This is a genomic window from Mesorhizobium sp. M0047 (genome assembly GCF_040323315.1).
GTDB lineage: Bacteria > Pseudomonadota > Alphaproteobacteria > Rhizobiales > Rhizobiaceae > Mesorhizobium.
This window is the reverse complement of the sequence record NZ_JAMYUW010000054.1, coordinates 16,537-37,349: the sequence shown is the minus strand read 5'-3', so window position 1 is coordinate 37,349 and position 20,813 is coordinate 16,537. Positions and strand designations below refer to the sequence as shown.

General features: G+C 62.9%; 24 protein-coding genes. 15 read left to right on the top strand and 9 right to left on the bottom strand.

The window, feature by feature from the left end; all coding sequences use genetic code 11:
• From NKJ89_RS32145 to NKJ89_RS32135, 3 genes are all read left to right on the top strand, one after another.
• Positions 1-376: nucleotidyl transferase family protein (locus NKJ89_RS32145; RefSeq protein ID WP_502904191.1), on the top strand; the 376-nt coding region annotated here is incomplete at its 5' end.
• Positions 377-383: 7 nt separating this feature from the next.
• Positions 384-956, top strand: coding sequence for a D-sedoheptulose-7-phosphate isomerase (locus tag NKJ89_RS32140; RefSeq protein ID WP_352608503.1), 573 nt, complete (start codon positions 384-386; stop codon positions 954-956).
• Positions 949-1,608, top strand: a complete 660-nt coding sequence (locus NKJ89_RS32135; RefSeq protein WP_352608502.1) for an HAD family hydrolase — start codon at positions 949-951, stop codon at positions 1,606-1,608. Before NKJ89_RS32140 ends, NKJ89_RS32135 begins: the two co-directional genes overlap by 8 nt.
• Positions 1,609-1,612: 4 nt before the next feature.
• On the opposite strand, the gene NKJ89_RS32130 is transcribed toward NKJ89_RS32135, so the two are convergent.
• Together NKJ89_RS32130 and NKJ89_RS32125 are read right to left on the bottom strand one after the other, a co-directional pair.
• Positions 1,613-2,407 carry a glycosyltransferase family 2 protein gene (locus tag NKJ89_RS32130; protein ID WP_352608501.1) on the bottom strand — a complete coding sequence of 265 codons (795 nt, stop codon included), beginning with the start codon at positions 2,405-2,407 and terminating at the stop codon, positions 1,613-1,615.
• A 223-nt stretch (positions 2,408-2,630) separates the two neighbouring features.
• Positions 2,631-3,110 (bottom strand): Lrp/AsnC family transcriptional regulator, encoded by a 480-nt coding sequence (locus NKJ89_RS32125; protein ID WP_023761283.1) that lies wholly within the window; start codon positions 3,108-3,110, stop codon positions 2,631-2,633.
• A gap of 249 nt (positions 3,111-3,359) precedes the next feature.
• Here NKJ89_RS32125 and trxB point away from each other — a divergent pair, with 249 nt between their 5' ends.
• Together trxB and NKJ89_RS32115 are read left to right on the top strand one after the other, a co-directional pair.
• Positions 3,360-4,334: a thioredoxin-disulfide reductase gene (gene trxB / locus NKJ89_RS32120; protein WP_352608500.1), complete on the top strand. Its 975-nt coding sequence runs from the start codon at positions 3,360-3,362 to the stop codon at positions 4,332-4,334.
• Between the two features lie 79 nt (positions 4,335-4,413).
• On the top strand, positions 4,414-5,310 hold the full coding sequence (locus NKJ89_RS32115; RefSeq protein WP_023761285.1) for a LysR family transcriptional regulator: 897 nt from the start codon (positions 4,414-4,416) through the stop codon (positions 5,308-5,310).
• A 166-nt stretch (positions 5,311-5,476) separates the two neighbouring features.
• On the opposite strand, the gene NKJ89_RS32110 is transcribed toward NKJ89_RS32115, so the two are convergent.
• Positions 5,477-5,974: a methyltransferase family protein gene (locus NKJ89_RS32110; protein ID WP_352608499.1), complete on the bottom strand. Its 498-nt coding sequence runs from the start codon at positions 5,972-5,974 to the stop codon at positions 5,477-5,479.
• 723 nt (positions 5,975-6,697) lie between these two features.
• Positions 6,698-8,749 carry an elongation factor G gene (locus NKJ89_RS32105; protein WP_031260751.1) on the bottom strand — a complete coding sequence of 684 codons (2,052 nt, stop codon included), beginning with the start codon at positions 8,747-8,749 and terminating at the stop codon, positions 6,698-6,700.
• A gap of 313 nt (positions 8,750-9,062) precedes the next feature.
• Here NKJ89_RS32105 and NKJ89_RS32100 point away from each other — a divergent pair, with 313 nt between their 5' ends.
• Entirely contained in the window at positions 9,063-9,458 is a 396-nt protein-coding gene (locus NKJ89_RS32100; RefSeq protein WP_352608498.1) for a (R)-mandelonitrile lyase, read from the top strand.
• A gap of 197 nt (positions 9,459-9,655) precedes the next feature.
• Here the strand turns inward: NKJ89_RS32100 and NKJ89_RS32095 are convergent, their stop codons facing one another.
• Positions 9,656-10,858 carry a pyridoxal phosphate-dependent aminotransferase gene (locus NKJ89_RS32095; protein WP_352608505.1) on the bottom strand — a complete coding sequence of 401 codons (1,203 nt, stop codon included), beginning with the start codon at positions 10,856-10,858 and terminating at the stop codon, positions 9,656-9,658.
• Positions 10,859-11,077: 219 nt separating this feature from the next.
• On the opposite strand from NKJ89_RS32095, the gene NKJ89_RS32090 reads away from it, so the two are divergent.
• From NKJ89_RS32090 to NKJ89_RS32080, 3 genes are all read left to right on the top strand, one after another.
• Positions 11,078-11,965, top strand: a complete 888-nt coding sequence (locus NKJ89_RS32090; RefSeq protein ID WP_352608497.1) for an EAL domain-containing protein — start codon at positions 11,078-11,080, stop codon at positions 11,963-11,965.
• Positions 11,962-12,810, top strand: a complete 849-nt coding sequence (locus NKJ89_RS32085) for an EAL domain-containing protein (RefSeq protein ID WP_352608496.1) — start codon at positions 11,962-11,964, stop codon at positions 12,808-12,810. Before NKJ89_RS32090 ends, NKJ89_RS32085 begins: the two co-directional genes overlap by 4 nt.
• 113 nt (positions 12,811-12,923) lie before the next feature.
• Positions 12,924-13,532, top strand: a complete 609-nt coding sequence (locus NKJ89_RS32080; RefSeq protein ID WP_352608495.1) for a glutathione S-transferase family protein — start codon at positions 12,924-12,926, stop codon at positions 13,530-13,532.
• 92 nt (positions 13,533-13,624) lie between these two features.
• On the opposite strand, the gene NKJ89_RS32075 is transcribed toward NKJ89_RS32080, so the two are convergent.
• The 3 genes from NKJ89_RS32075 to NKJ89_RS32065 form a co-directional block, all read right to left on the bottom strand.
• The gene (locus NKJ89_RS32075; protein WP_352608494.1) at positions 13,625-13,879 is read right to left on the bottom strand and encodes a type II toxin-antitoxin system RelE family toxin; all 255 of its coding nucleotides are present in this window, start codon (positions 13,877-13,879) and stop codon (positions 13,625-13,627) included.
• The gene (locus NKJ89_RS32070; protein ID WP_023761295.1) at positions 13,876-14,070 is read right to left on the bottom strand and encodes a hypothetical protein; all 195 of its coding nucleotides are present in this window, start codon (positions 14,068-14,070) and stop codon (positions 13,876-13,878) included. The genes NKJ89_RS32075 and NKJ89_RS32070 overlap by 4 nt, the downstream gene beginning before the upstream one ends.
• Before the next feature lie 272 nt (positions 14,071-14,342).
• Positions 14,343-14,555, bottom strand: coding sequence for a cold-shock protein (locus NKJ89_RS32065; RefSeq protein ID WP_010910991.1), 213 nt, complete (start codon positions 14,553-14,555; stop codon positions 14,343-14,345).
• A gap of 277 nt (positions 14,556-14,832) precedes the next feature.
• Here NKJ89_RS32065 and NKJ89_RS32060 point away from each other — a divergent pair, with 277 nt between their 5' ends.
• On the top strand, positions 14,833-15,162 hold the full coding sequence (locus NKJ89_RS32060) for a hypothetical protein (RefSeq protein ID WP_352608493.1): 330 nt from the start codon (positions 14,833-14,835) through the stop codon (positions 15,160-15,162).
• 12 nt (positions 15,163-15,174) lie between these two features.
• On the opposite strand, the gene NKJ89_RS32055 is transcribed toward NKJ89_RS32060, so the two are convergent.
• Positions 15,175-15,744 (bottom strand): methylated-DNA--[protein]-cysteine S-methyltransferase, encoded by a 570-nt coding sequence (locus tag NKJ89_RS32055; RefSeq protein ID WP_352608492.1) that lies wholly within the window; start codon positions 15,742-15,744, stop codon positions 15,175-15,177.
• A gap of 181 nt (positions 15,745-15,925) precedes the next feature.
• Here NKJ89_RS32055 and NKJ89_RS32050 point away from each other — a divergent pair, with 181 nt between their 5' ends.
• From NKJ89_RS32050 to NKJ89_RS32025, 5 genes are all read left to right on the top strand, one after another.
• Positions 15,926-16,828 carry a transglycosylase SLT domain-containing protein gene (locus tag NKJ89_RS32050; RefSeq protein WP_352608491.1) on the top strand — a complete coding sequence of 301 codons (903 nt, stop codon included), beginning with the start codon at positions 15,926-15,928 and terminating at the stop codon, positions 16,826-16,828.
• Between the two features lie 216 nt (positions 16,829-17,044).
• Positions 17,045-18,313, top strand: a complete 1,269-nt coding sequence (locus tag NKJ89_RS32040) for an ABC transporter substrate-binding protein (RefSeq protein ID WP_352608490.1) — start codon at positions 17,045-17,047, stop codon at positions 18,311-18,313.
• Between the two features lie 52 nt (positions 18,314-18,365).
• Positions 18,366-19,328, top strand: coding sequence for a carbohydrate ABC transporter permease (locus NKJ89_RS32035; RefSeq protein WP_352608488.1), 963 nt, complete (start codon positions 18,366-18,368; stop codon positions 19,326-19,328).
• Between the two features lies 1 nt (position 19,329).
• Positions 19,330-20,154, top strand: coding sequence for a carbohydrate ABC transporter permease (locus tag NKJ89_RS32030; RefSeq protein ID WP_352608487.1), 825 nt, complete (start codon positions 19,330-19,332; stop codon positions 20,152-20,154).
• A 153-nt stretch (positions 20,155-20,307) separates the two neighbouring features.
• Complete coding sequence (locus NKJ89_RS32025) at positions 20,308-20,733, top strand: lysozyme inhibitor LprI family protein (RefSeq protein WP_352608486.1); 426 nt, start codon at positions 20,308-20,310, stop codon at positions 20,731-20,733.
• Positions 20,734-20,813: the final 80 nt, after the last annotated feature.

Below are 20,813 nucleotides of genomic sequence, written 5' to 3'. Positions count from 1 at the left end.
CCCCCCCCCCCCCCCGCCCCCCCCCGCCCCCGCCCGCTCCGGGGTTGTGGCCCCCTCTCTCCCTCGGGCGGCTCGGGGGCCCCCCCCCCCCCCCCCCCCGCGTCCGGTCAACGACCAGCACGACCGCGCCTGCGTGCTCGCTGCGCTGGCTTCGGTCGATGCGGTCGTGGTGTTCGAAGAGGATACGCCTTTAGCGCTGATCGAGGCTCTGCTGCCCGACATACTGGTCAAGGGCGCCGATTACACGGTCGACACCGTCGTCGGCGCCGATGTGGTGCAGAAGGCCGGCGGACGCGTCGTGCTGGTCGATCTCGTCGCGGGCAAGAGCACCACCGGCACCATTGGCAAATTGCGTGCCGGCGGCATCACCAACTGAGGTTTTCATGTCTGATCTGAACGACTACCTGATCCGTTCCGCGGCTGCGATCTCCGCTATGGTCGAGCGCGACCTGACCAGCGAGATGGAGAGTGCGGCGAGCGCCGTGGTGACGGCGCTTTCCTCTGGAAAAGCTTTTCTGATTGCCGGCAATGGCGGCTCGGCGAGCGACGCCATCCACATCGCCGGTGAACTGGTCGGCCGCTTTCTCAAGGAGCGCAAGGCCTATAATGTCATCGCACTGCCGGCCAATGCCGCCGTGCTGACCGCCTGGGGCAATGACTATGGCTTCGACACGGTGTTTGCGCGCCAGGTCGAGGCGCATGGCGCGGCCGGCGGTGTGCTTCTGGCAATCTCGACCAGTGGCAACTCGCCGAGCATCCTCGCCGCAGCCGAACAGGCGCGGATGATGGATATGACGGTGATCAGCCTGACCGGCGACACCGGCGGCAAGCTGAAGTCGCTGACGGACATCCTGCTCAACGTGCCGTCGACCTCGACGCCGATCATCCAGCAGGGGCATCTGTGCCTCTATCACCATCTGTGCGAGGTCGTCGAAGCGCGCCTCAGCAATGGCTGACCCCGCGACGTCCGGCCGCTATCCGCTGGCGGAGCCCGGCCTATGGGTCGAGCGGGTCGGATCGAGGGTCTTCTCCGCAGGCACGCCGGCGCTGTTCCTCGACCGCGACGGCACCATCAATCTCGACACCGGTTATCCTGATGATCCGGGCGAAATAGTACTGCGCGAGGATATCGCCGCAGTGATCGCCGCTGCCAACCGGGCCGGCATCCCAGTCGTCATCGTGACCAACCAGTCGGGCATCGCGCGCGGCTATTACGGTTGGGCCGATTTTGCCGCCGTCAATGGCCGCGTGCTCGAACTGCTGGGTGCCGAAAATGCATTCGTGGATATGGTCCTCGCCTGCGCCTATCACGAGGCGGGTTCCGGTCGGCTCGCGATGTCAGATGATCCTATGCGCAAGCCCAATCCGGGCATGCTGCTGGAAGCGGCCAAGCATCTCGGGCTCGATCTGCAACGTTCGCTGATCGTGGGCGATAAGCCGGCCGACATGGAAGCGGGACAGCGCGCCGGGCTGTCGCAGGGCTGGTTGGTCGACGGGCAAGCGGCTGTTCAACCGGATTTCACCGTCAGGTCCTGGCGCGATCATGGGGATTTCGACGGACTGCTCGCCGCGATTGCGGCACTCGGCGCCGTTTCGGGCGAGCCGTGACGGCTCACACCGGATCGTTGTCTCGCGACGCTTCGTAAAGCTTGGCCTCGGTGGCGAACGAATACACCATCACCATCATCGAATAGACGAAGCCGTGCCGGCCGCACAGGAAGTAGCGCTTGGCCAGATAGAACTTCAGGAAGTTGCCGAACGGCGACAGCACAAGTTTCACGAGGCCAGGCTTCTTGCCTTTTTCGATCAGCGTGGCAACCTTGAGGCCGGAATAGGTGTTGGCCCTTGCCAGGTCCTCCGCGACGGTCATTTCGCGGCGATGCAGCAGCACGCCATTTTCAATCGTGCCGGTTTCGCCCGGCACCTCGAACGATTCATGGACCCGCAAGTTGAGGTCCATGGTGGCCTTGTCGCGGCGGAAAAGACGCAGCAGCCTGTTGTGCAGTACCCAGCGGTGCGCGTAGCCATAGCCCTTCAGCTTGTCTCGGCGTCTTATGTACCATCCGTCGAAGGCGTCATTGCGAGGCTGCGTCACGTCGATGATCGACTGCCTGAGCAGGTCGTCGATGGCCTCATCGGCTTCAATCGAAATGCACCATGGCTGCGTGGCCTGATCTAGCGCGAATTGCCGCTGGCGTGGAAAGCCCGGCCAATCATTGTGAAACAGCCTTATAGGGTAGCCCTTGGCGATGAACTCCTGAACAACATCCAGGGTGCTGTCCGTCGAGCCTGAATCGACGACGATGATCTCGGCGCAGAAGTCGACGCTTTCCAGGCACTGGCCGATCATGTCGGCTTCGTTCATGCAGATGATGAGCGCCGAAACGGGGCTAGCAAATCGAGTCATGATCTCACCCCGCGGCACCCTGTTCTCGGAAATTGCGCTGCTTGCGCCATCTCTTTTTTAGCAATCCCGGACGGAAACCGTTACACATTTTTCCCGGAATTGCTCCAGGAAACCCACCAGAGCGGGCACGGCAAAACGATCCGGTTTCTACACGAGAGGCTATCGAACGCCAAAGCGGCCCTGGTGTGGCGAAGCCGAGAATTCGCATCGCCGTTCGACCGACTCAAGGCTGTGCGAACGAGACCAGCCCTTCGTCCTTGACCCGGCGGATGGTGAGCGCGGTGCGCACCGTGTCGACATTGGGGGCAGAGGTCAGCTCCTCGATGACGAAGGTCTGGAAGGCGCCGAGGTCGCTCGCCACGCAATGCAGCAGGAAATCGGATTCGCCCGACACCATCCAGGCGTCGCGCACGATCGGCCAGCCTCGGGTGCGCTCGGCAAAGATGCGCAGCTCGGCGTCGGCCTGATGATGAAGGCCGATCAGGCAAAAGGCGACGACATCGAGACCGAGCGCCGGCGCGTTGAGCAAAGCTCGGTAGCCACGGATGATGCCGGCTTCCTCCAGCCGCTTCACGCGGCGCAGGCATGGCGGTGCCGAAATACCGACGCGGCTCGATAGTTCGACATTGGTCATGCGGCCGTCGCCTTGCAGCTCGCGCAGGATCTTCCAGTCGATGGCGTCGAGGTCGGCCTTGAGCGGCATGAGGGCTCTCGAGAAGTCAGTGGCAAGACGCAAGGATCTTGCGTGATTTCGTAATTAAACGACTTCGCTGTCCATTCCATCCCTTGCCCGGAATATTTCGCAGGTTCAGACGGGGCAAGGGTGCGACAAAGCTTTCCGGGGACGAACGCCAACTTGCCTTGCTGGCGTCGTGGGCAACACTTACATTACGCGCGGTAGCGACGAGTTTTCCATGCCGCAATCGCCGGCAACCCTCCGCAGAGGCTTTGAATGACCACCAAGCACGCGCCTGTTCTCATTATCGGTTCCGGCCCGGCCGGCTATACCGCGGCCGTCTACGCCGCCCGCGCCATGCTGAAGCCGATGCTGGTCGCCGGCCTGCAGCAGGGTGGCCAGCTGATGATCACCACCGATGTCGAGAACTATCCCGGCTTCGCCGACCCGATCCAGGGGCCGTGGCTGATGGAGCAGATGCTGAAGCAGGCCGAGCATGTCGGCACCGACATCATCAACGACATCATCACCGAGGTCGATCTCAACGTGCGGCCGTTCCGTGCCAAGGGCGATTCCGGAACCACCTACACCGCCGACGCGCTGATCATCGCCACCGGCGCGCAGGCCAAATGGCTGGGCATCCCGACCGAACAGACCTTCATGGGTTTTGGCGTCTCGGCCTGCGCCACCTGCGATGGTTTCTTCTATCGCGGCAAAGATGTCGCGGTGATCGGCGGCGGCAATTCGGCGGTGGAAGAGGCGCTCTATCTGTCCAACCTCGCCAAGAGCGTGACGGTCGTCCACAGGCGCAGCGATTTTCGCGCCGAACGCATCCTGCGTGAGCGGCTCTTGAAGAAGGACAATGTCCGCGTCATCTGGGACACGATCGTCGACGAGATCACCGGCCGTCCCGGCAAGACACCGTTGCCGCCCTCGGTCGAAGGGCTGAAGCTCAAGCATACGGTGACCGGCGAGGTGTCGCACCTCAAGGTCGATGGCGTATTCGTGGCCATCGGCCACGCACCGGCAGTAGAACTGTTCGCCGGGAAGCTGAAGCAGAAGCCGAACGGCTATCTGTGGACGGCGCCGGATTCGACCCGCACCGACGTGCCCGGCGTGTTCGCGGCCGGCGATGTGACCGACGATATCTACCGCCAGGCGGTGACGGCGGCGGGACTCGGCTGCATGGCCGCACTCGAGGCGGAGAAATATCTGGCCGGCATTGAGGTGCACCGCGAAGCGGCCGAGTAGAGAGTTCAGATAACGGCTTAGAAATGCCGTGTAAAAGCCTGATTTTTCATTCAGACGCCAAAACAGAACGAGGGGAATCATGGCGTTGGACTGGGACAAGCTACGCGTGTTTCACGCTGCGGCGGAGGCGGGGTCGTTTACCCATGCGGCCGAGACATTGCATCTGTCGCAATCGGCGATCTCGCGGCAGGTCAGCGCGCTCGAGCATGATGTCGGCGTGCCGCTGTTCAACCGCCACGCCCGCGGGCTGGTGCTGACCGAGCAGGGCGAGATGCTGTTCCGCACGGCGCATGACGTGCTGATGAAGCTGGAAACCATCAAGTCACGGCTGACCGAGACCAAGGACCGCCCTTCCGGCGTGCTCAGGGTGACGACGACGGTCGGTCTCGGCGCCGGCTGGCTGACTGAACGGGTGCAGGAGTTCATCGAGCTCTATCCCGAAATCAGCCTGCAGCTGATCCTCGCCAACGAGGAACTCGACCTCACCATGCGCCAGGCCGATTGCGCCATCAGGCTGCGCCAGCCGCAGCAACCGGACCTGATCCAGCGCCGGCTGTTCACCGTGCACTTCCACCTCTACGCGGCGCCTTCCTATGTCGCCAAGTACGGCAAGCCGGCTTCGGTCGCCGAGCTGAAGGCTCATCGCATCGTCACCTTCGGCGTGCCGGTGCCTTCGCATCTGTCGGAGCTGAACTGGCTGGAAACGGTCGGCGATTTCGAAGGCGGACAAAGGGTGCCGACGCTGCAGATCAACGACATATTGTCGATCAAGCGCGCGGTGCAAGGCGGTGCCGGCATTGCGATGCTGCCCGACTACGTGATCAGCAAGGACTCCGACCTGGTGCAGTTGCTGCCGGAAACCGAAGTGCCATCCTTCGACACCTATTTCGCCTATCCGGACGCGATGAAGAACCAGGCCAAGCTGCACGTCTTTCGCGATTTCATCATTGCCAAGGCGCGCAGCTGGTCCTTCTGAGGGGCATATCGATATTCAGGTGATGAGGGCCTGCGAACGAGGGCTTCCTGCGCTTCCGGTACTCACGGATCCAATGTCCGCTCCGTTCCGGTTCTCGGAATCTCACGCTCTCGGCTCGGCCTGACCTGAATCTCAACATACCCCATGTGGCTCTGCTTGACCTAATCTAGCCCCGCCAAGGCGTCAGGCGAGGCAGCCAGCCAGGCACATTGCGACGGTAGGTCTCGTATTCGGCGCCGTAGCGGCGGGCCAATGTCGGCTCCTCGTAGAGCCGCACGAAGGAGCCCATGGCGATCGCGCCGATGACGGCATAGGCGACCAGCGTCCAGCTCGAGAACAGCAGCGCCTGGCCGAGGATGATCGAAAGCACGGCGACATACATCGGGTTGCGGACATGGCGGTAGATGCCGCCGATCACCAGTCTCTCGGTCGGCGCGACCGGAGCGGGCGTGCCCAGCCCTTCGAGCGCAAAGCGGCCGAAGGCATGCAGCAACGCAGCGACCGCAGCGACGATCAAGAGCCCGCCAGCAGGGACAAAGCCCGGCAGGTTCGACCACGGCAAGCCCCAGCGGTCGGTCAACAGCCAAGGCACCAGCCCGGCAATCACGCCCGGGCCTGCAATGAAGAAGGCCGCACTGCCGGCGATCGCCGAAAACGTCCGCATGGCAGCTTTCCTCCCGATTGCCTTAGAAATGAACGCCTGCTGCCCGCTTCCACGTCACTGCGCAGTTTTGGCATTTCGAGCCGAGAACCAGCGACGAGTGGCAAATCTGTAGTGGAAATTGCCCAGTGCAGCGCTCCATTTTGACGATTTTTCTGGTCCTATTGGCTCCTGGAATGGGGTAGACCACAGCCTGCGTCTTTTTGCATGCGAGTGTTGCAAAATAGATGCTTGTTTCTTGGGCATGATGAGCACATATATAGATCATCTCCTGGGCGCGTTCTCCTCCCATTAGCGCCCTCGAGTGTTCCCCTCTGGAGGTTAGCCTTAACAGGCACTTCCAATCAAACTCAGCCGGATCTTCATTGATCCGGCTTTTTTGTTGCCTGTGCCCTGCTGGGCCGGCCAAAAAATCCATCACAATTGCCGCGTAACAGTGACATGTAACCTCTGGTAACATATCGCGGACGCCCGCGGCCTGCTACGCCGACCATAGGACGCGGTGTGGTTCGGACGGGAGATGGGGGCATCACTCGTTCGGCCCGGGCTCAGGCGGCTACCGCGTCCGAACCGTTTCATCCGCCGAAGTTCGGCGGTACACAATGCGGCGGACCTGCCGTTTTACCTCCCAAGGAAACGGTCCGCAAACAAAACGACGCCCGGTCCCCGCCGGGCGTCGTTTCTCTTTTGCCCCTCGAACCGAGGGGCGTTTGACGGTGCTGCGGGTCAGGCAGCCTTGCCGTTGGTGTTCATTGCCTCGTCAGCCAAGCGGCCGGTGAGTTCGGCCATGTGGTCGAAGACGGCACGGTAGCTGGCGACGCCCGAGGTGGCAGAGCGCAGTTCGATGATCAGGTCGCCGATCTCGGCCTGCGGCATGGTTGCCTCGACGACATCCCAACCCGGCCAGCCCGGCCTTGCGTCGTAACCAAGGATCTGGCCGCGCCGCTGCGGGATGAGCGCAATGATCTTCGAGGTGGCATCGGACGGCGTGACGATCTCGACCTTCATCACCGGTTCCAGCAGCACCGGCGAGCAGGCGGCCATGCCTTCCTTCATTGCCAGCCTGGCCGCCATCTGGAAGGCCATGTCGGAGGAATCCACCGCGTGGTACGAGCCGTCCGACAGGTTGACGGCGACATCGACGACGGGAAAGCCGAGCGGTCCGGACTTCAGATAATCGCGCACACCGGTCTCGACCGACTGGATATAGGTCTTCGGCACGACGCCGCCGGTAATGGTGTCGGTGAACTGGAAGCCGGAGCCGCGCGGCAGCGGCTTGATCTCGATCACCACGTCGCCGAACTGGCCATGACCGCCGGACTGTTTCTTGTGACGGCCGCGCTGCTGCGCCGGCTTGCGGATCGTCTCGCGATAGGGCACCGCAGGCGCATGGCCTTCGACCGGTATCTGGTTCTTGCCTTCCAGCCGCTCGCGCACCACGCGCAGATGCATCTCGCCATGGCCGGATAGCACGGTCTCGGCCGAGTCCTGGTTGTGGCGCAAGCTGAGCGAGGGATCTTCCTCGGCCAGCCGCTGGATGGCGGCCGACATCTTCACTTCGTCCTTGCGTTCCTTCGGGCGCAGCGCGAAGGCGAAGACCGGCTGCGGCGGCTCGAGCTCGATCAGCGGCTTGATGCCGCCCTTGACCGAACTCAGCGTCTGGCCAGTCTTGACCTCATCCAGTTTGCCGAGCGCCACCGTGTCGCCGGCCTTGGCGATGGTGAGCTTGGACTGATCCTTGCCAAGCATCCGGTAGATGCCGGAGACCTTGGCCGTATCGCCGCCGGGCAGCCAGAGTTCGGAGCCGTCGACGACCTGGCCGGAGAGGATGCGCGACACCGACAGTTTGCCGCCATGCGGCGTGTGGATGGTCTTGATCACCTGGACCAGGGTGGCGGCGCCATCCGGCGCGCCGAGCCGCTTGCGGGTCGCATCGATGTCGGGTGCGTCGTGGCGGATCGCTTTCAGGAGGCGCAGCACGCCGTTGCCTTTCTCGGCGGTGCCGATCAGCACCGGCGTCACCGCACCATCGCGCAGATCGGCGGCAAGGTCGTCAAAGATGGCGTCCTTGGGCGGCTCGATCTCTTCGAGCAGCTGTTCCATCAACTGGTCATCATGGTCGGCCAGCGTCTCCAGCATCGAGAAGCGTGCCTCGAGCTCGCGCGCCTTTTCGTCGCCCGGTATTTGAGCCACTTCGCTTTCGGCATATTCGCGATAGATGTAGGCGCGCTCCAGCGCCAGGTCGATCGAACCGATGACGACGCCGTCCTTGCGCAACGGTATCTGGCGCAGCAGCAACGGCACCGAGCTTGCCGGCTGCAGCATCTTCAGCGTGTCGCGCACACCGGTGATTGCCTTGTCGACCTTGTTGAGAAACAGGATGCGCGGCACGCCGAGATCGTCGAGCTTGCGCATGATCAGCTGCAGGGCGGGGATCTTCTTTTCGTCGGCCTCGGCAACGACCACGGCAAGGTCGCAGGCTGCCAGCACCGGCTCGGCCTCGAAGGAGAATTCGATGGAGCCGGGACAATCGACGAAGGTGATCTGCTCGCCCATGAATTCGGTGGTGGCGATCGTCGCCTCGACGCTCATGGCATGAGCCCGTGCCTCGGGCGAATAATCTGAAACGGTATTGCCTGATGAAACGGGATTTTGTCGGGGAATTGAGCCGGTACGGGCCAAAATGGCTTCGAGAAGTGTCGTCTTACCGCTTGCGAAGGGACCGACTATGGCAATGCATTTCGGTCCCGTGCGTCGTCCTCCGGCGCGAGTACCCATGACTGACCTCCACTCAGGCGTTTCCCGCAGGACCGACTGGCATGCATGGTTCAGGCGTGGTCAATCGGTCCTGAGCGGCGGCCGGCCTGTTCGACCGTCGCGGGCGGTTCTTTTCGTTTCGCTACCTGCCCGAAGCCATCGTCCCACTTGTTTGCCGGCAGGGCAAGAAAAATAGAAATCCGGCACTCGGCCGCGGACACGCGCTGCTCGGACGCCGGGGCGTCTGGCGGTCGAACACTGTTGCACGTTGTTCCAGATCGGCCGAAACTGGGATAGGCGACCCGTCGCCCTCCGCTTCAAGGAATCATCGATCATGAAGATCATTGCCTGCGGCAGCGTGCCGACCATCATAGCGCCAGACAAGTATTTCACCGGCCGGGTGTTGCAGACGCCGATCATCGAGAAAGAGGCGCCGGCGCGGCTGCGGGCCACGCTGGTCAGCTTCGAGCCGGGCGCGCGCACCCATTGGCACACGCATCCGCTTGGTCAGACACTCTATGTCACCATGGGCGCCGGTCTCGCGCAGACATGGGGCGAACCGGTTCAGGAGATCAGGGCGGGCGACGTCATCTCGTTCGCCCCCGGTGAAAAGCACTGGCATGGCGCGGCGTCGACATCGGAGATGACGCATATCGCCATGCAGGAAGCCCTTGACGGCGTCCATGCCGATTGGCTGGAGGCGGTAACCGCGGAGCAATATGGCGGCTGAGGGGCGAGCCCGGCGGGCTCCACGCCGGGATGCTGACGGCGGCGATTGCCGCATTCCAGGCCATCGCCCTGCTGGTCGCCGAGGCGGCGCCAGCCGAGGCGCGCTCGGCCAAAGAGGGCAAGCAAGAGGTGTCAGGCTGACGGCCAAAATAAAAACCCGGCGGTGAAGCCGGGTTTACTGTTTAAGTGCCGGCCTAGTCAGGTCAGTGATGCCGTGAAACGCTGGATGCGCGTGCAGGCTTCTTCCAGCAGTGTCTCCGAGGTGGCGTAGGAGATGCGGAAGTTGGGGCCAAGTCCGAAAGCCGAGCCGAACACTACGGCGACACCCTCGGCCTCGAGCAGTTCCGAGCAGAAGGTCTCGTCGGTGTCGATCAGCTTGCCGGCTTTTGTCTTCTTGCCGATCAGCTGGGCGCAGGACGGATAGACATAGAAGGCACCCTCCGGAGACGGACAGGTGATGCCGCGCGCCTGGTTGAGCATCGAGACGACGAGATCGCGCCTGCCTTGAAATATCGCCTTGTTCCTGGCGATGAAGTCCTGGGGGCCGTTGAGCGCCTCGACGGAGGCCCATTGCGCGATGGTGCAGGCACCTGATGTCTGCTGGCCCTGGATCATATCCATCGCCTTGATCAACTGGACGGGACCGGCCGCATAGCCGATGCGCCAGCCGGTCATGGCATAGGCTTTCGACACGCCATTCATGGTCAGCGTGCGGTCGTAGAGTTTCGGCTCGACCTCGGCGATGGTCTTGAAGACAAAATCGCCATAGGTCAGGTGCTCGTACATGTCGTCGGTCAGCGTCCAGACATGCGGGTGCTTCAACAGCACGTCGGCAAGCGCGCGCAGTTCAGCCTCGGTGTAGGCGGCGCCCGACGGGTTCGACGGCGAGTTCATCAGCAGCCACTTTGTGCGCGGCGTGATCGCCTTTTCCAGCACAGAAGCGGTCAGCTTGAAGCCGTTGTCGATCGAGGTGTCGGCAAACACCGAGGTGCCGCCGCAGATCGCCACCATCTCGGGATAGCTGACCCAGTAGGGACGCGGAATGATGACCTCGTCGCCTGCGTTCAGGGTCGCCATGAAGGCGTTGAACAGGATCTGCTTGCCGCCGGTGCCGACGATGGTCTGCTCGGGCCTGTAGTCGAGATTGTTCTCGCGCTTGAATTTCTTCGTGATCGCCTCTCGTAGCGGCACGATGCCCGAAACCGGCGGATACTTGGTCTCGCCCCGGCGGATCGCCTCGATCGCCGCATTCTTGATGTTGTCGGGCGTATCGAAATCCGGCTCGCCGGCGCCGAGGCCGATAATGTCACGGCCGGCATTTTTCAGCTCGCGCGCTTTCTGCGTCACCGCGATGGTGGCCGAAGGCTTTACGCGGGAAAGGGTGTCGGCAAGAAAAGCCATGACCTTGAACGTCTCCATGGAAGATCGGTGCGACCAGGAGCGGCCGCGGCGCTTCTCATGTCGCATGATTTCGCGCAGTGCAAGCATTGTCGGCTGATCCAGCCGTCAATGACCCGTGATCGGGACTCGTGATCGGCAACAATAAATTCATTAACGAGCGGTAGAGGCTTGAGTGACAGGATCGCAGACCAATTCCGCCGGTTCGCGGAGCGAGGAACAGTGTCGCGCAGCATCGGGCTTGCCCACATCATCCGTCAGGACGACGGCACCTCCACCGGTGTCTGGGGCATCTACACGCTGCAGAGCGCCTTCCAGCCGATCTTCGCCTTCAACGAAGGCAAACTGTCGGTGGTCGCGTTCGAAGGGCTGATCCGGCCGTTCCGCGACGGCGAGCCGCAATCGCCGATGAATTTCTTCTCGACCTGCCCGGCCGCCGACCGTTTGCATATCGAGGCGCTGACGAGGACGCTGCATCTTCTGAACGCCGGCGCCTGCCTGCCACAAGAGGCGTCGATTTTCATCAATTTCGACCCGTCGGTGTTCACCGAACGCCCCGTTGCCGACGCCGCCTTGCGCGAAATGCGGCTGGTGCTGCATGAGGCCGGCATCGATCCACGCCGGGTCGTCTGCGAAGTGACCGAGCAGCGCTCTGCGTCGCAGGAAACCCTGCACAGTTTCGTCGCGGCACTGAAAGCCAACGGCTTTCGCATTGCCGTCGACGATTATGGCGCCGACGATTCCGACATCAACCGCGTCAGGGAGTTGAAGCCCGATATCGTCAAGTTCGATGCCTATTGGATCACGCAACTGATGGAATCCGGCGCCGGCTTCGCGCTCTTGACCACCATGGTGAGAACCTTCGAGGCGCAAGGCATCCGGACGGTGTTCGAAGGTATCGAGGAGAGCTGGCAATTGGAGCTTGCCGAGAAATCGGGAGCATCGATGGTGCAGGGTTTCGTGCTGGCGCGGCCCGAACTGGCGCCGACCAGCTTTCGCGTCTTCGACAAGAACAGGCAGGCCCCCGCCGCCGCCGACACGCCTGCCGCCGCCCCGGCACCGCATTCGGCGCGGCAGGTGAAGGCGTTTGGACGCAGGGTGGTGCCATGAGGCTTGAGAGGCGTCGCAATATCGGCGATGCGATCTGGGTCGACGAAGTCGGCATCGTATACGGCGTCCATGGCGAGTTCCGGCTGCGCAGCGCCTATCAGCCGATTTTCGCGCCGCGTGGCCGGTTCCTTCACGCGGTCGCGGTCGAAGCCCTGATTGAGCCGCACCGCGGCGGGCGCCCCGGTGCGCCACGGGTTTTCTTCGACAGTATTGCCGCCTCGGATCGCCTGTTTGTGGAGACCATGTGCCGGGCGCTGCACCTCAGGAATTTTTCCAATATCGGCGTCGACGGGCTCGACCTGTTCTTCAACTACAATCCGCTGATCAACGACCATCCCGGGCGGGCGCTGGCCGAGATCCGGCTGATGACCAGGCATCTCAACGAGTTCGGCCTCGCGCCAGCCATGCTGGTCTGCGAGATCACCGAACAGGCGGCCGATGACACGCTTCTTGCCCGGTTGGCGCGCGAAATGCGGCGCGACGGCATCCGCATCGCCATCGACGATTTCGGCACCGGGCACTCGACCGAAGAGCGGGTGAACCTGCTCAAGCCCGACATCGTCAAGATCGACGGCATCTGGTTCGCGGAGTTCTGCCGCCACGCAGCCGCCGAACGCTTTTTCCGCCCGCTGGTTTCCAGCCTGCATGACCGCGGCGCCAAGGTGCTGGTCGAAGGCATCGAGCAACCCACCCATCTTCGCGTCGCGCTCGAAGGCGGCGTCGATCTTCTGCAGGGTTATCTTCTCGCCCGTCCGGCGCTTGCCGGCACGATATTTGATGAAAAGCCGCTGCATATCGATACGCTGCTTGGCAATGTCGGCAATGTCGTGCCGTTGTTTGGCTAGGTCGCCGGTATCCACATCAGCGGCGCCGACCGTCGTATCAAAACAAATCATTGGTTGAGGGCGCCGCCGCTGCGATAATCGCGACAGCAGAGACAGCGCTCCGGGGAACAGCCATGATACTTTACGGCATGATCGACAGCGGCAATTGCTACAAGCCGCGCCTGCTGATGGCCAAGCTTGGCCTTGCTTTCACCAACGTCGAGGTGAGTTCGCACACCGGCGACACCCGGAAAGCAGACTTTGTCGCCAAGAACCCGAACGCCATGGTGCCGCTGCTCGAGCTCGACGACGGCCGTCGCCTGGCCGAATCCAACGCTATCCTGCTCTATCTCGCCGAAGGCACGCGTTTTTTGCCGGTCGACAGATATGAGCGGGGACTCGCCTATCAATGGCTGTTTTTCGAGCAGTACAGCCACGAGCCGTACATCGCCGTGCGCAAGGCGCTGCTGACCTTTCCCGAAAGAGCCGCGGATGCGACGCCGGAGCGGCTGGCGGTGACCCTGGAGCGCGGCAACAAGGCGCTCGGCGTGATGAACAAGCATCTGGAAGACAATGCCTTCTTCGCCGGCCGCGCGATCAGCGTCGCTGATATCGCGCTCTATGCCTATACCCATACGGCGGAGCAGGGCGGCTTCCAGCTCGACGCCTATCCGGCGGTCGCCGCCTGGCTTGCCCGAGTGGAGGCGGATCCGGGGCATGTGCCGATCGAATGGCTGGGGTAGTTTCTGTCCTTACGCCATCGCCATTGCTCCGATTGGGCGCAGAGATAGGCGCGACGCCTGATCGGGCTTGCGGCCTTGGCCAGGAGTATTGGTTACTTCAGGAGATGATCGTAATCAGCATGGGTGCCGATCCAGAACCAGATCACGTCATCATTGATGTGGATGGCAACAGCTCGGTAATTGTCGTCAACTCGCGCCGACCAATATCGTCCAACTTGTTTGAAACGCAGTGATGGATGAAAGGGATCAGAACGCAGGCTTGCAAAATGTCTGTCAGCCTTTGCCCTGATGGACAATGGCAGTTTTTCATAAGCCTCCCAAAACGATGGGGAGGCGACGTGATTCACAGTGGCCGGGTCCGGCCGGCGCGATGGTCAGCCAGTGCCTGTTCGGCAAGCTTGTCCAATCGGCCCGAGTCGGCCTCGATCTGCCGATCCCACATGTCCGCCCGAAGCGCTTCGAACCAGGCGGCAAAGGCCTTCAGTTCCTCGGCGCTCAGTTCGGCGACGGATTTTTCGATTTGCTCAAGCTTGGTCATGGCTGAATAGTACCACAAATTGGGTCAAACGTGTCACCAGAGGTGGGACTATAGCTCCTGGCCGTCGGCGTTAAACCCCAGACAGCAAAAAGGCGGGAAAAATCCCGCCTTCCATGGTAGCCTGATCGGGAGCGTCCGGTCCGGGCTGGCAGCTATCTGCTGATCCAGTTTGTCGGGTCTTTCCGCTCCGGCGCGCTTATCGCGCGACTGTCAGTACATCCGTGACTTGCCGCGCGCCCCGAGCTCTCGCCCGGCGCGCGCACTTCGCAAAATCAGGCTGCCTTGCTCAGAGATCCAGCGGACGACTTGCCAGTGCGGCGGTCCTGCTCGATCTCGAAGTTGATCTTCTGGCCTTCGACCAAGGTCGACAGTCCAGCACGCTCGACAGCGGAGATATGGACGAAAACGTCCGCGCCGCCTGCGTCAGGCTGAATGAAGCCGAAGCCCTTGGTGGCGTTGAACCACTTGACCGTTCCAGTTGCCATTTTTAATAGTCCTTCAACATTTGCTTTAGTTTGACCAGACCGAAGTCCAGCCGGTGTGCATCGAGATTTTGGAGATAGACGTCAGCAAACGCGAAGATCGCGAGGCCCGGATCGATCGGCCGAAATATCAATGGAAGGCATATAGGCTGGTTTCGCATAAAATACAAGACTGCGTGAGAAAGCCGTGATCGAGGGGCTGCCCAACGGCTGCCCCAATCTGCTGAAAACGTTGCGGCAGGTCACGCTGTCCTTGAGCGGCGGACCAGGGGAGAAGACCATGAAAACCATTCTGCTTGCCGCCTGCCTGACGCTGGTGGCGGCCGAGGCGCAGGCGATCTCGCGCTACGATCCGACGCATATGAGCTGCGGCAAGGTTCAGACGACGATAGCCCGGCAAGGCGCCGTCATCCTGCGCTACCAGTCGACGCGGGTGCCGGGATTGCCGCTCTACGACCGCTATGTGCAGAGCCAGCAATTCTGCACCATGGGCGAGGTGAGGACGCGCGCCTACGTGCCGAGCGCCGACACCAAGTCCTGTCCCGTCTATAACTGCAAGCGTCCGGACAATGACCGGCATTTCCGCAGGCGGTTCTTCCACAACAACTAGAACTTGTCCGCGTCAGAACCCGAAGGAAACCTGTGCCGGTGGCGGCGGGCCGACGCGCACGCCTTCCATGGCCAGCATCTTCTCCTTGGTGACCGAACCGCCCGGCGCCGAGAAGCCGCCGATCTTGCCGCCGGCCGCCAGGATGCGGTGGCAAGGAATGACCAACGGCACCGGATTGGCGCCGAGGGCGGCCCCGGTTTCGCGGGCGAGTCCGGCATGGCCGGCCGTCTTGGCCAGCTCGCCATAGGTGGTGGTTTCGCCGAAGGAGAGTTTTCGCGCCGCGTCATAGATGGCGAGGCGGAAATCGTCGACGCCGTCGAGATCGACCGGCACGCCGGAGAAATCGACCTCCTCGCCCGCCGCATAGGCCTTGATCGAGGCGATCAGCTCGACCACCCATGGCGGCTGGGCGGTGGAGGCGGAAACACCGCCATGGCGCAGCAAGCGCCGCTCCACCGCTTCGCGGCTGCGTTCGGGCAGACAGAGCCGGATCAGGCCCTTTTCACTCCAGGCAATGCCCATGAAACCGATCACTGTTTCTAACACCGCGTGGCCGGCCGTGATCGAAGAGGTCGCGTCCATGATGCGTTCCTTTCCGCAAAGTGGCGAAAACCGGGATTCGCCCCGGTACATATCCAGAACAATATGGCATCGGGAGCCAAGTCTTGCCACCCGAAAACCAGCTGATGGCCCCGATTGCCGGTCATGAATCGCTGGTGTAAGGGATTTCTTAACACCCCGACAAATCGGACCCGAGCTCGGCTTGCCAGCAAAATTCAACCTTATCGCGATCGGCGTGATCCTGGCCGCCGCCGGCATCAGCGGTTGCACGTCGACCTCGCAGATGAAGTCCGCGCCGGCTCTTACCGAGACCGCGACCGTCGTCGGCACTGACGCCGGCTTCACCGTGCCGCTGCCGGAGACGGTTTCTGTGCTGCCGGAATCCTCCGGTATTGCGTCCGTTCAGACGGCCGAACTGCCGCTCGATCCCGCAGCGCAACCGGCGGCAGTAACCGCCGCCTTTGCCGGTTCGACGCCGGCGGCACCAGCCGTGCCCGCCGTGATGACCGCCAATGCCTGGCAGGCGCCTGCGCCGGCCAGTGCGGGCGAGCCGATCCGGGCTGCCGAGACCTATACGACCGCGGGGCTGGTGATGCCGGCGACCGCCAAGGGCGACCGGATGCCCGGCGTCCAGCAGGTCGCCTATATCGTGCCGCAGAACCCGGCCGCCCTTGTGCAGGGTCCGGTCGGGCCGATGGAAGAACGCTCGACGGGCGTGCGTGGCGATGTCGAACGGCTGATCGAGAAATATGCCGCCCTCTATCAGGTGCCGGTGGACCTGGTGCGCCATGTCGTCAACCGCGAGAGCACCTTCAACCCGAAAGCCTACAACAATGGCCATTGGGGGCTGATGCAGATCAAGCATGCGACGGCGCGCGGCATGGGCTATGACGGTCCGGCCAAGGGCCTGTTCGACGCCGAGACCAATCTGAAATACGCGGTCAAATATCTGCGCGGCGCCTGGCTGGTGGCCGGCGGCAACGCCAAGAAGGCCGACTGGCTCTATCAGACCGGCTATTATTTCGACGCCAAGCGCAAGGGCCTGCTCGATGCGACCGGCCTTGGTGTCGACCGTCAGCGCCGCCGCCTGCAGCCCGACGCCTGAGCGCGATGCCTGAAACGCGTCCGCCGGCTTTGAACGACATCCGGCTGCGCAAGATCCTCGACGAGACGCTGGTTCCGCCGCACGGCTGAAACCGTTCCAGCCGCGTGATTTGGGAACCCAAAGCGTCGCTCCGCATTCATGGCAGGGTGGGGTCTGACAAGCTGCCGGTGCGTCGGAGGATTTTCCGTCGCCGGCTGCGGAGGGACATCCACCATCATGAAGCTTTTTCACGCATTTCTGGCGCTCGGCGTGGCCGCCATGCTGGTTGGCACGCCCGCGCAGGCCGTCGAGCTGTCGATCGTGTCGGGCGATACGGGCGACGGCATCAAGGTGCTGCGCGAGATCCTCGACCGTTACGAGAAGGACAGCGGCAACAAAGTCGGCATCGTCGTCATGCCGACCTCCGGGACCGACCAGTTCGGCCAATACCGGCTTTGGCTCGCCGCGGGAAACAGCGACATCGACGTCTATCAGACGGACGTGATCTGGGCGCCGCAGCTCGCCAGCCAGCTCGTCGATCTGACCGCCGCGACCAAGGATGTCGTCGGCGCCCATTTCCCGTCGATCATCCAGTCGCAGACGGTCAACGGCAAGCTCGTCGCGCTGCCGATCTTCACCGATGCGCCGGCGCTCTACTACCGCAAGGATCTCCTCGACAAGTACGGCGCCAAGGTGCCGGCGACCTGGAAGGAGCTGGCAGACACCGCCAAGGTGGTCATGGACGGGGAGCGTGCGGCGGGCAATCGGGATATCTGGGGCTTCGTCTTCCAGGGCAACGCCTATGAGGGCCTGACCTGCAATGCGCTCGAATGGGTGATGTCGAGTGGCGGCGGCCAGATCATCGAGCCGGACGGCTCCATCTCCATCAACAACCCAAATGCGGCGGCGGTGCTCGATATGGCCAAGGGCTGGGTCGGGACCATCGCGCCGCCCGGCGTGCTTGCCTACCAGGAAGAGGAATCGCGCGGCGTGTGGCAGACAGGCAACGCGGTGTTCATGCGCAACTGGCCCTATGCCTACGCGCTCGGCAACGGCGGGGGCTCGCCGATCAAGGGCAAATTCGACGTGGCGCCGCTGCCGGCCGGCACGGGCGAAGGCGCCCGGCCGATCGCGACGCTGGGCGGCTGGAACCTCGCCGTCTCCAAATATTCGAAGCATCAGGATGCCGCGATCGAGCTGGTCAAGTTCATCGCCTCGCCCGCGATGCAGAAATACCGCACGCTGAAGACGTCCAACCTGCCGACCATCCAGGCGCTGTATGACGATGCTGACATCGCCCGGCAACAGCCGATCGTTCCGCGCTGGAAGCAGATCTTTCTCAACGCGATGCCGCGCCCCTCGGCCGCGACCAGGATCAAATACAACGAGGCGTCGAGCCAGTTCTGGAACGCCGTTCACAACACGCTCTCGGGCGACGGCACTGCCACCGACAATCTGGCCGACCTCGAAGCGATGCTGACCAAGCTGAAGGGCCGAGGCTGGTGACGCGACGATGCTGGGGCATCCGCCTGGCGGAGCCGCAACGAGCGAGTGCGAGATGATAAGAATGGAACCTGAAACAGCCAGGGCTGCGCACTCGTCGTTGACGGCTCAGCGCGTTCGCTCGGCCTGGCTTTTCCTGGCGCCAATGCTTCTGGTGCTCGCCGCGGCGGCCGGTTGGCCGCTCGTCCGCACGGTCTATTTCAGCTTCACCGACGCCTCGCTGGCCGACCTCGACGCGCGCCGATGGGTCGGCTTCGGCAATTATTTCTCGGTGTTCAGCATGCCGAGCGGGCGGGTCCTCTACGATGGTCTGCTCGTTGATCCGGTCTGGTGGCGTGCCGTCTGGAATACGGTGCGCTTCGCGGTGATCTCGGTTACCTGCGAGACGATCCTCGGCACGATCGTTGCGCTGGTTCTCAATGCCAAATTCCCAGGCCGCGGCATCGTCAGGGCGGCGATCCTGATCCCCTGGGCCATCCCGACGATCGTCTCGGCGAAGATGTGGCAGTGGATGCTCAATGACCAGTTCGGCATCATCAACGTCGTGTTGCTCAACCTCGGCCTGACCAGCGCCAAGATCGCCTGGACGGCCAACGCCGACACGGCGATGGCGGCGATCCTCATCGTCGATATCTGGAAAACGACACCATTCATGGCGTTGCTGATCCTGGCCGCGCTGCAGATGCTGCCGAGGGAGATCATCGAGGTGGCCAGACTCGACGGCGCCAACCCGTGGCAGATCTTCTGGCGGGTGACGTTGCCGCTCATCCGTCCGGCGGTGATGGTGGCCGTGATCTTCCGCGCGCTCGACGCGCTGCGCATCTTCGACCTGATCTATGTGCTGACGCCCAACAATGTGCACACCAAGTCGATGTCGGTGTTTGCCCGCGAGAACCTGTTCGAGTTCGACAAGTTCGCCTATGGCTCCGCCGCCTCGACCTTGCTCTTCCTCATCCTCGCCTTGCTCACCATCGCCTATATCCGGATCGGCCGGATAAGCCTGGACGGAGGCCGCTGACATGTGGATCCTGAAGCGCACGGCCTTCACCCTGCTGGTCGGCGCAATCGTCTTCGTCGCGGTGTTCCCGTTCTACTACGCCATCGTCACCAGCCTGAAATCGGGCACCGATCTGTTCCGAGCCGATCTGTGGCCGACGACGGTCAGTCTTGCCAACTACCGGAATGTGCTGACCGAGGGCAGCTTCGTGCGCAATCTCGTAAATTCGCTGTTCGTCTCAGGCGCGGTCGTCGCGCTGTCGCTGTTGCTCGGCGTCACATCAGCCTATGCGCTGGCACGCATCCGCTTTCGCGGCCGCTCGGCCCTGCTGTTCACCATCCTGTCGGTCTCGATGTTCCCGCAGGTGGCGCTGCTGGCCGGGCTGTTCGAACTGGTCCGCATGTTCGGCCTCTACAATTCGCTGTTCGCGCTGATCTTCTCCTACATGATCTTTACCTTGCCCTTCACCGTCTGGGTGCTCACCACCTTCGTTCGCGACCTGCCGGTCGAGGTCGAGGAGGCGGCGATCCTCGACGGCGCGACGCCGTGGATCATCATCACGCGGGTCTTCCTGCCGCTGATGTGGCCGGCGCTGGCGACCACCGGGCTGCTGGCCTTCATCGGCGCGTGGAACGAGTTCCTGTTTGCCCTGACATTCACCTCCAACAACGCGCAGCGGACCGTGCCGGTGGCGATCGCGCTGCTCTCCGGCAACTCGCAGTTCGAGATCCCGTGGGGCAACATCATGGCCGCATCGGTGATCGTCACGGTGCCGCTGGTGGTGCTGGTCCTGATCTTCCAGCGCAAGATCGTCTCCGGTCTCACCGCCGGTGGCGTCAAGGGGTGAGGCCGCTGTCATCCTGCGGGGCGTCTTGCCGCGCTGCCGCGAGAACCGGGCAAGTAAAGGAACTGTCCACCAACGCGGCAGGCCGCATCTTGCCTGCACTCGGCCGGTTGCTAAGCTTCGCCTTGCGTGGGGCGTTGCTGAACCGGAGGAAACATGATGCGGTTTCTGCTCTCCAGCCTTGCCACCCTGATACTTGCCGTTCCGCCCTATGCCGGCACCGCGCGGGCCGCCGACGACTGCGCCAATGCGCAGGACCAGGCGACCATGAACGCGTGCGCCGGCAAGGCATTCGACGCGGCCGACAAGAAGCTCAACGACGCCTACAGGCAGATCGAGGGCAGGCTGAAGGACAATGCGGCGGCGAAGAGGCTGCTGGTCGATGCGCAGCGCGCCTGGGTCGCTTTCCGTGACGCCGAATGCAATTTCCAGGGCGGTCCGCCTGCCGATGCGGGCAGCATGTATCCGATGGTCGTGGCCTCCTGCCAGGCGTCCCTCACCAACAACAGGCTGAAGGACCTGCAAGGCTACCTCAATTGCAAGGATGCCGACACCGACTGCCCGGTGCCGGCAGCGCGGTAGCGTCGGTCCAATCTTTTCGGGAAGGCTTCGTCGCCGCGCTCCTGCGCAAATGTCGGCACCGGCCGCCGCGAAACGTCCTT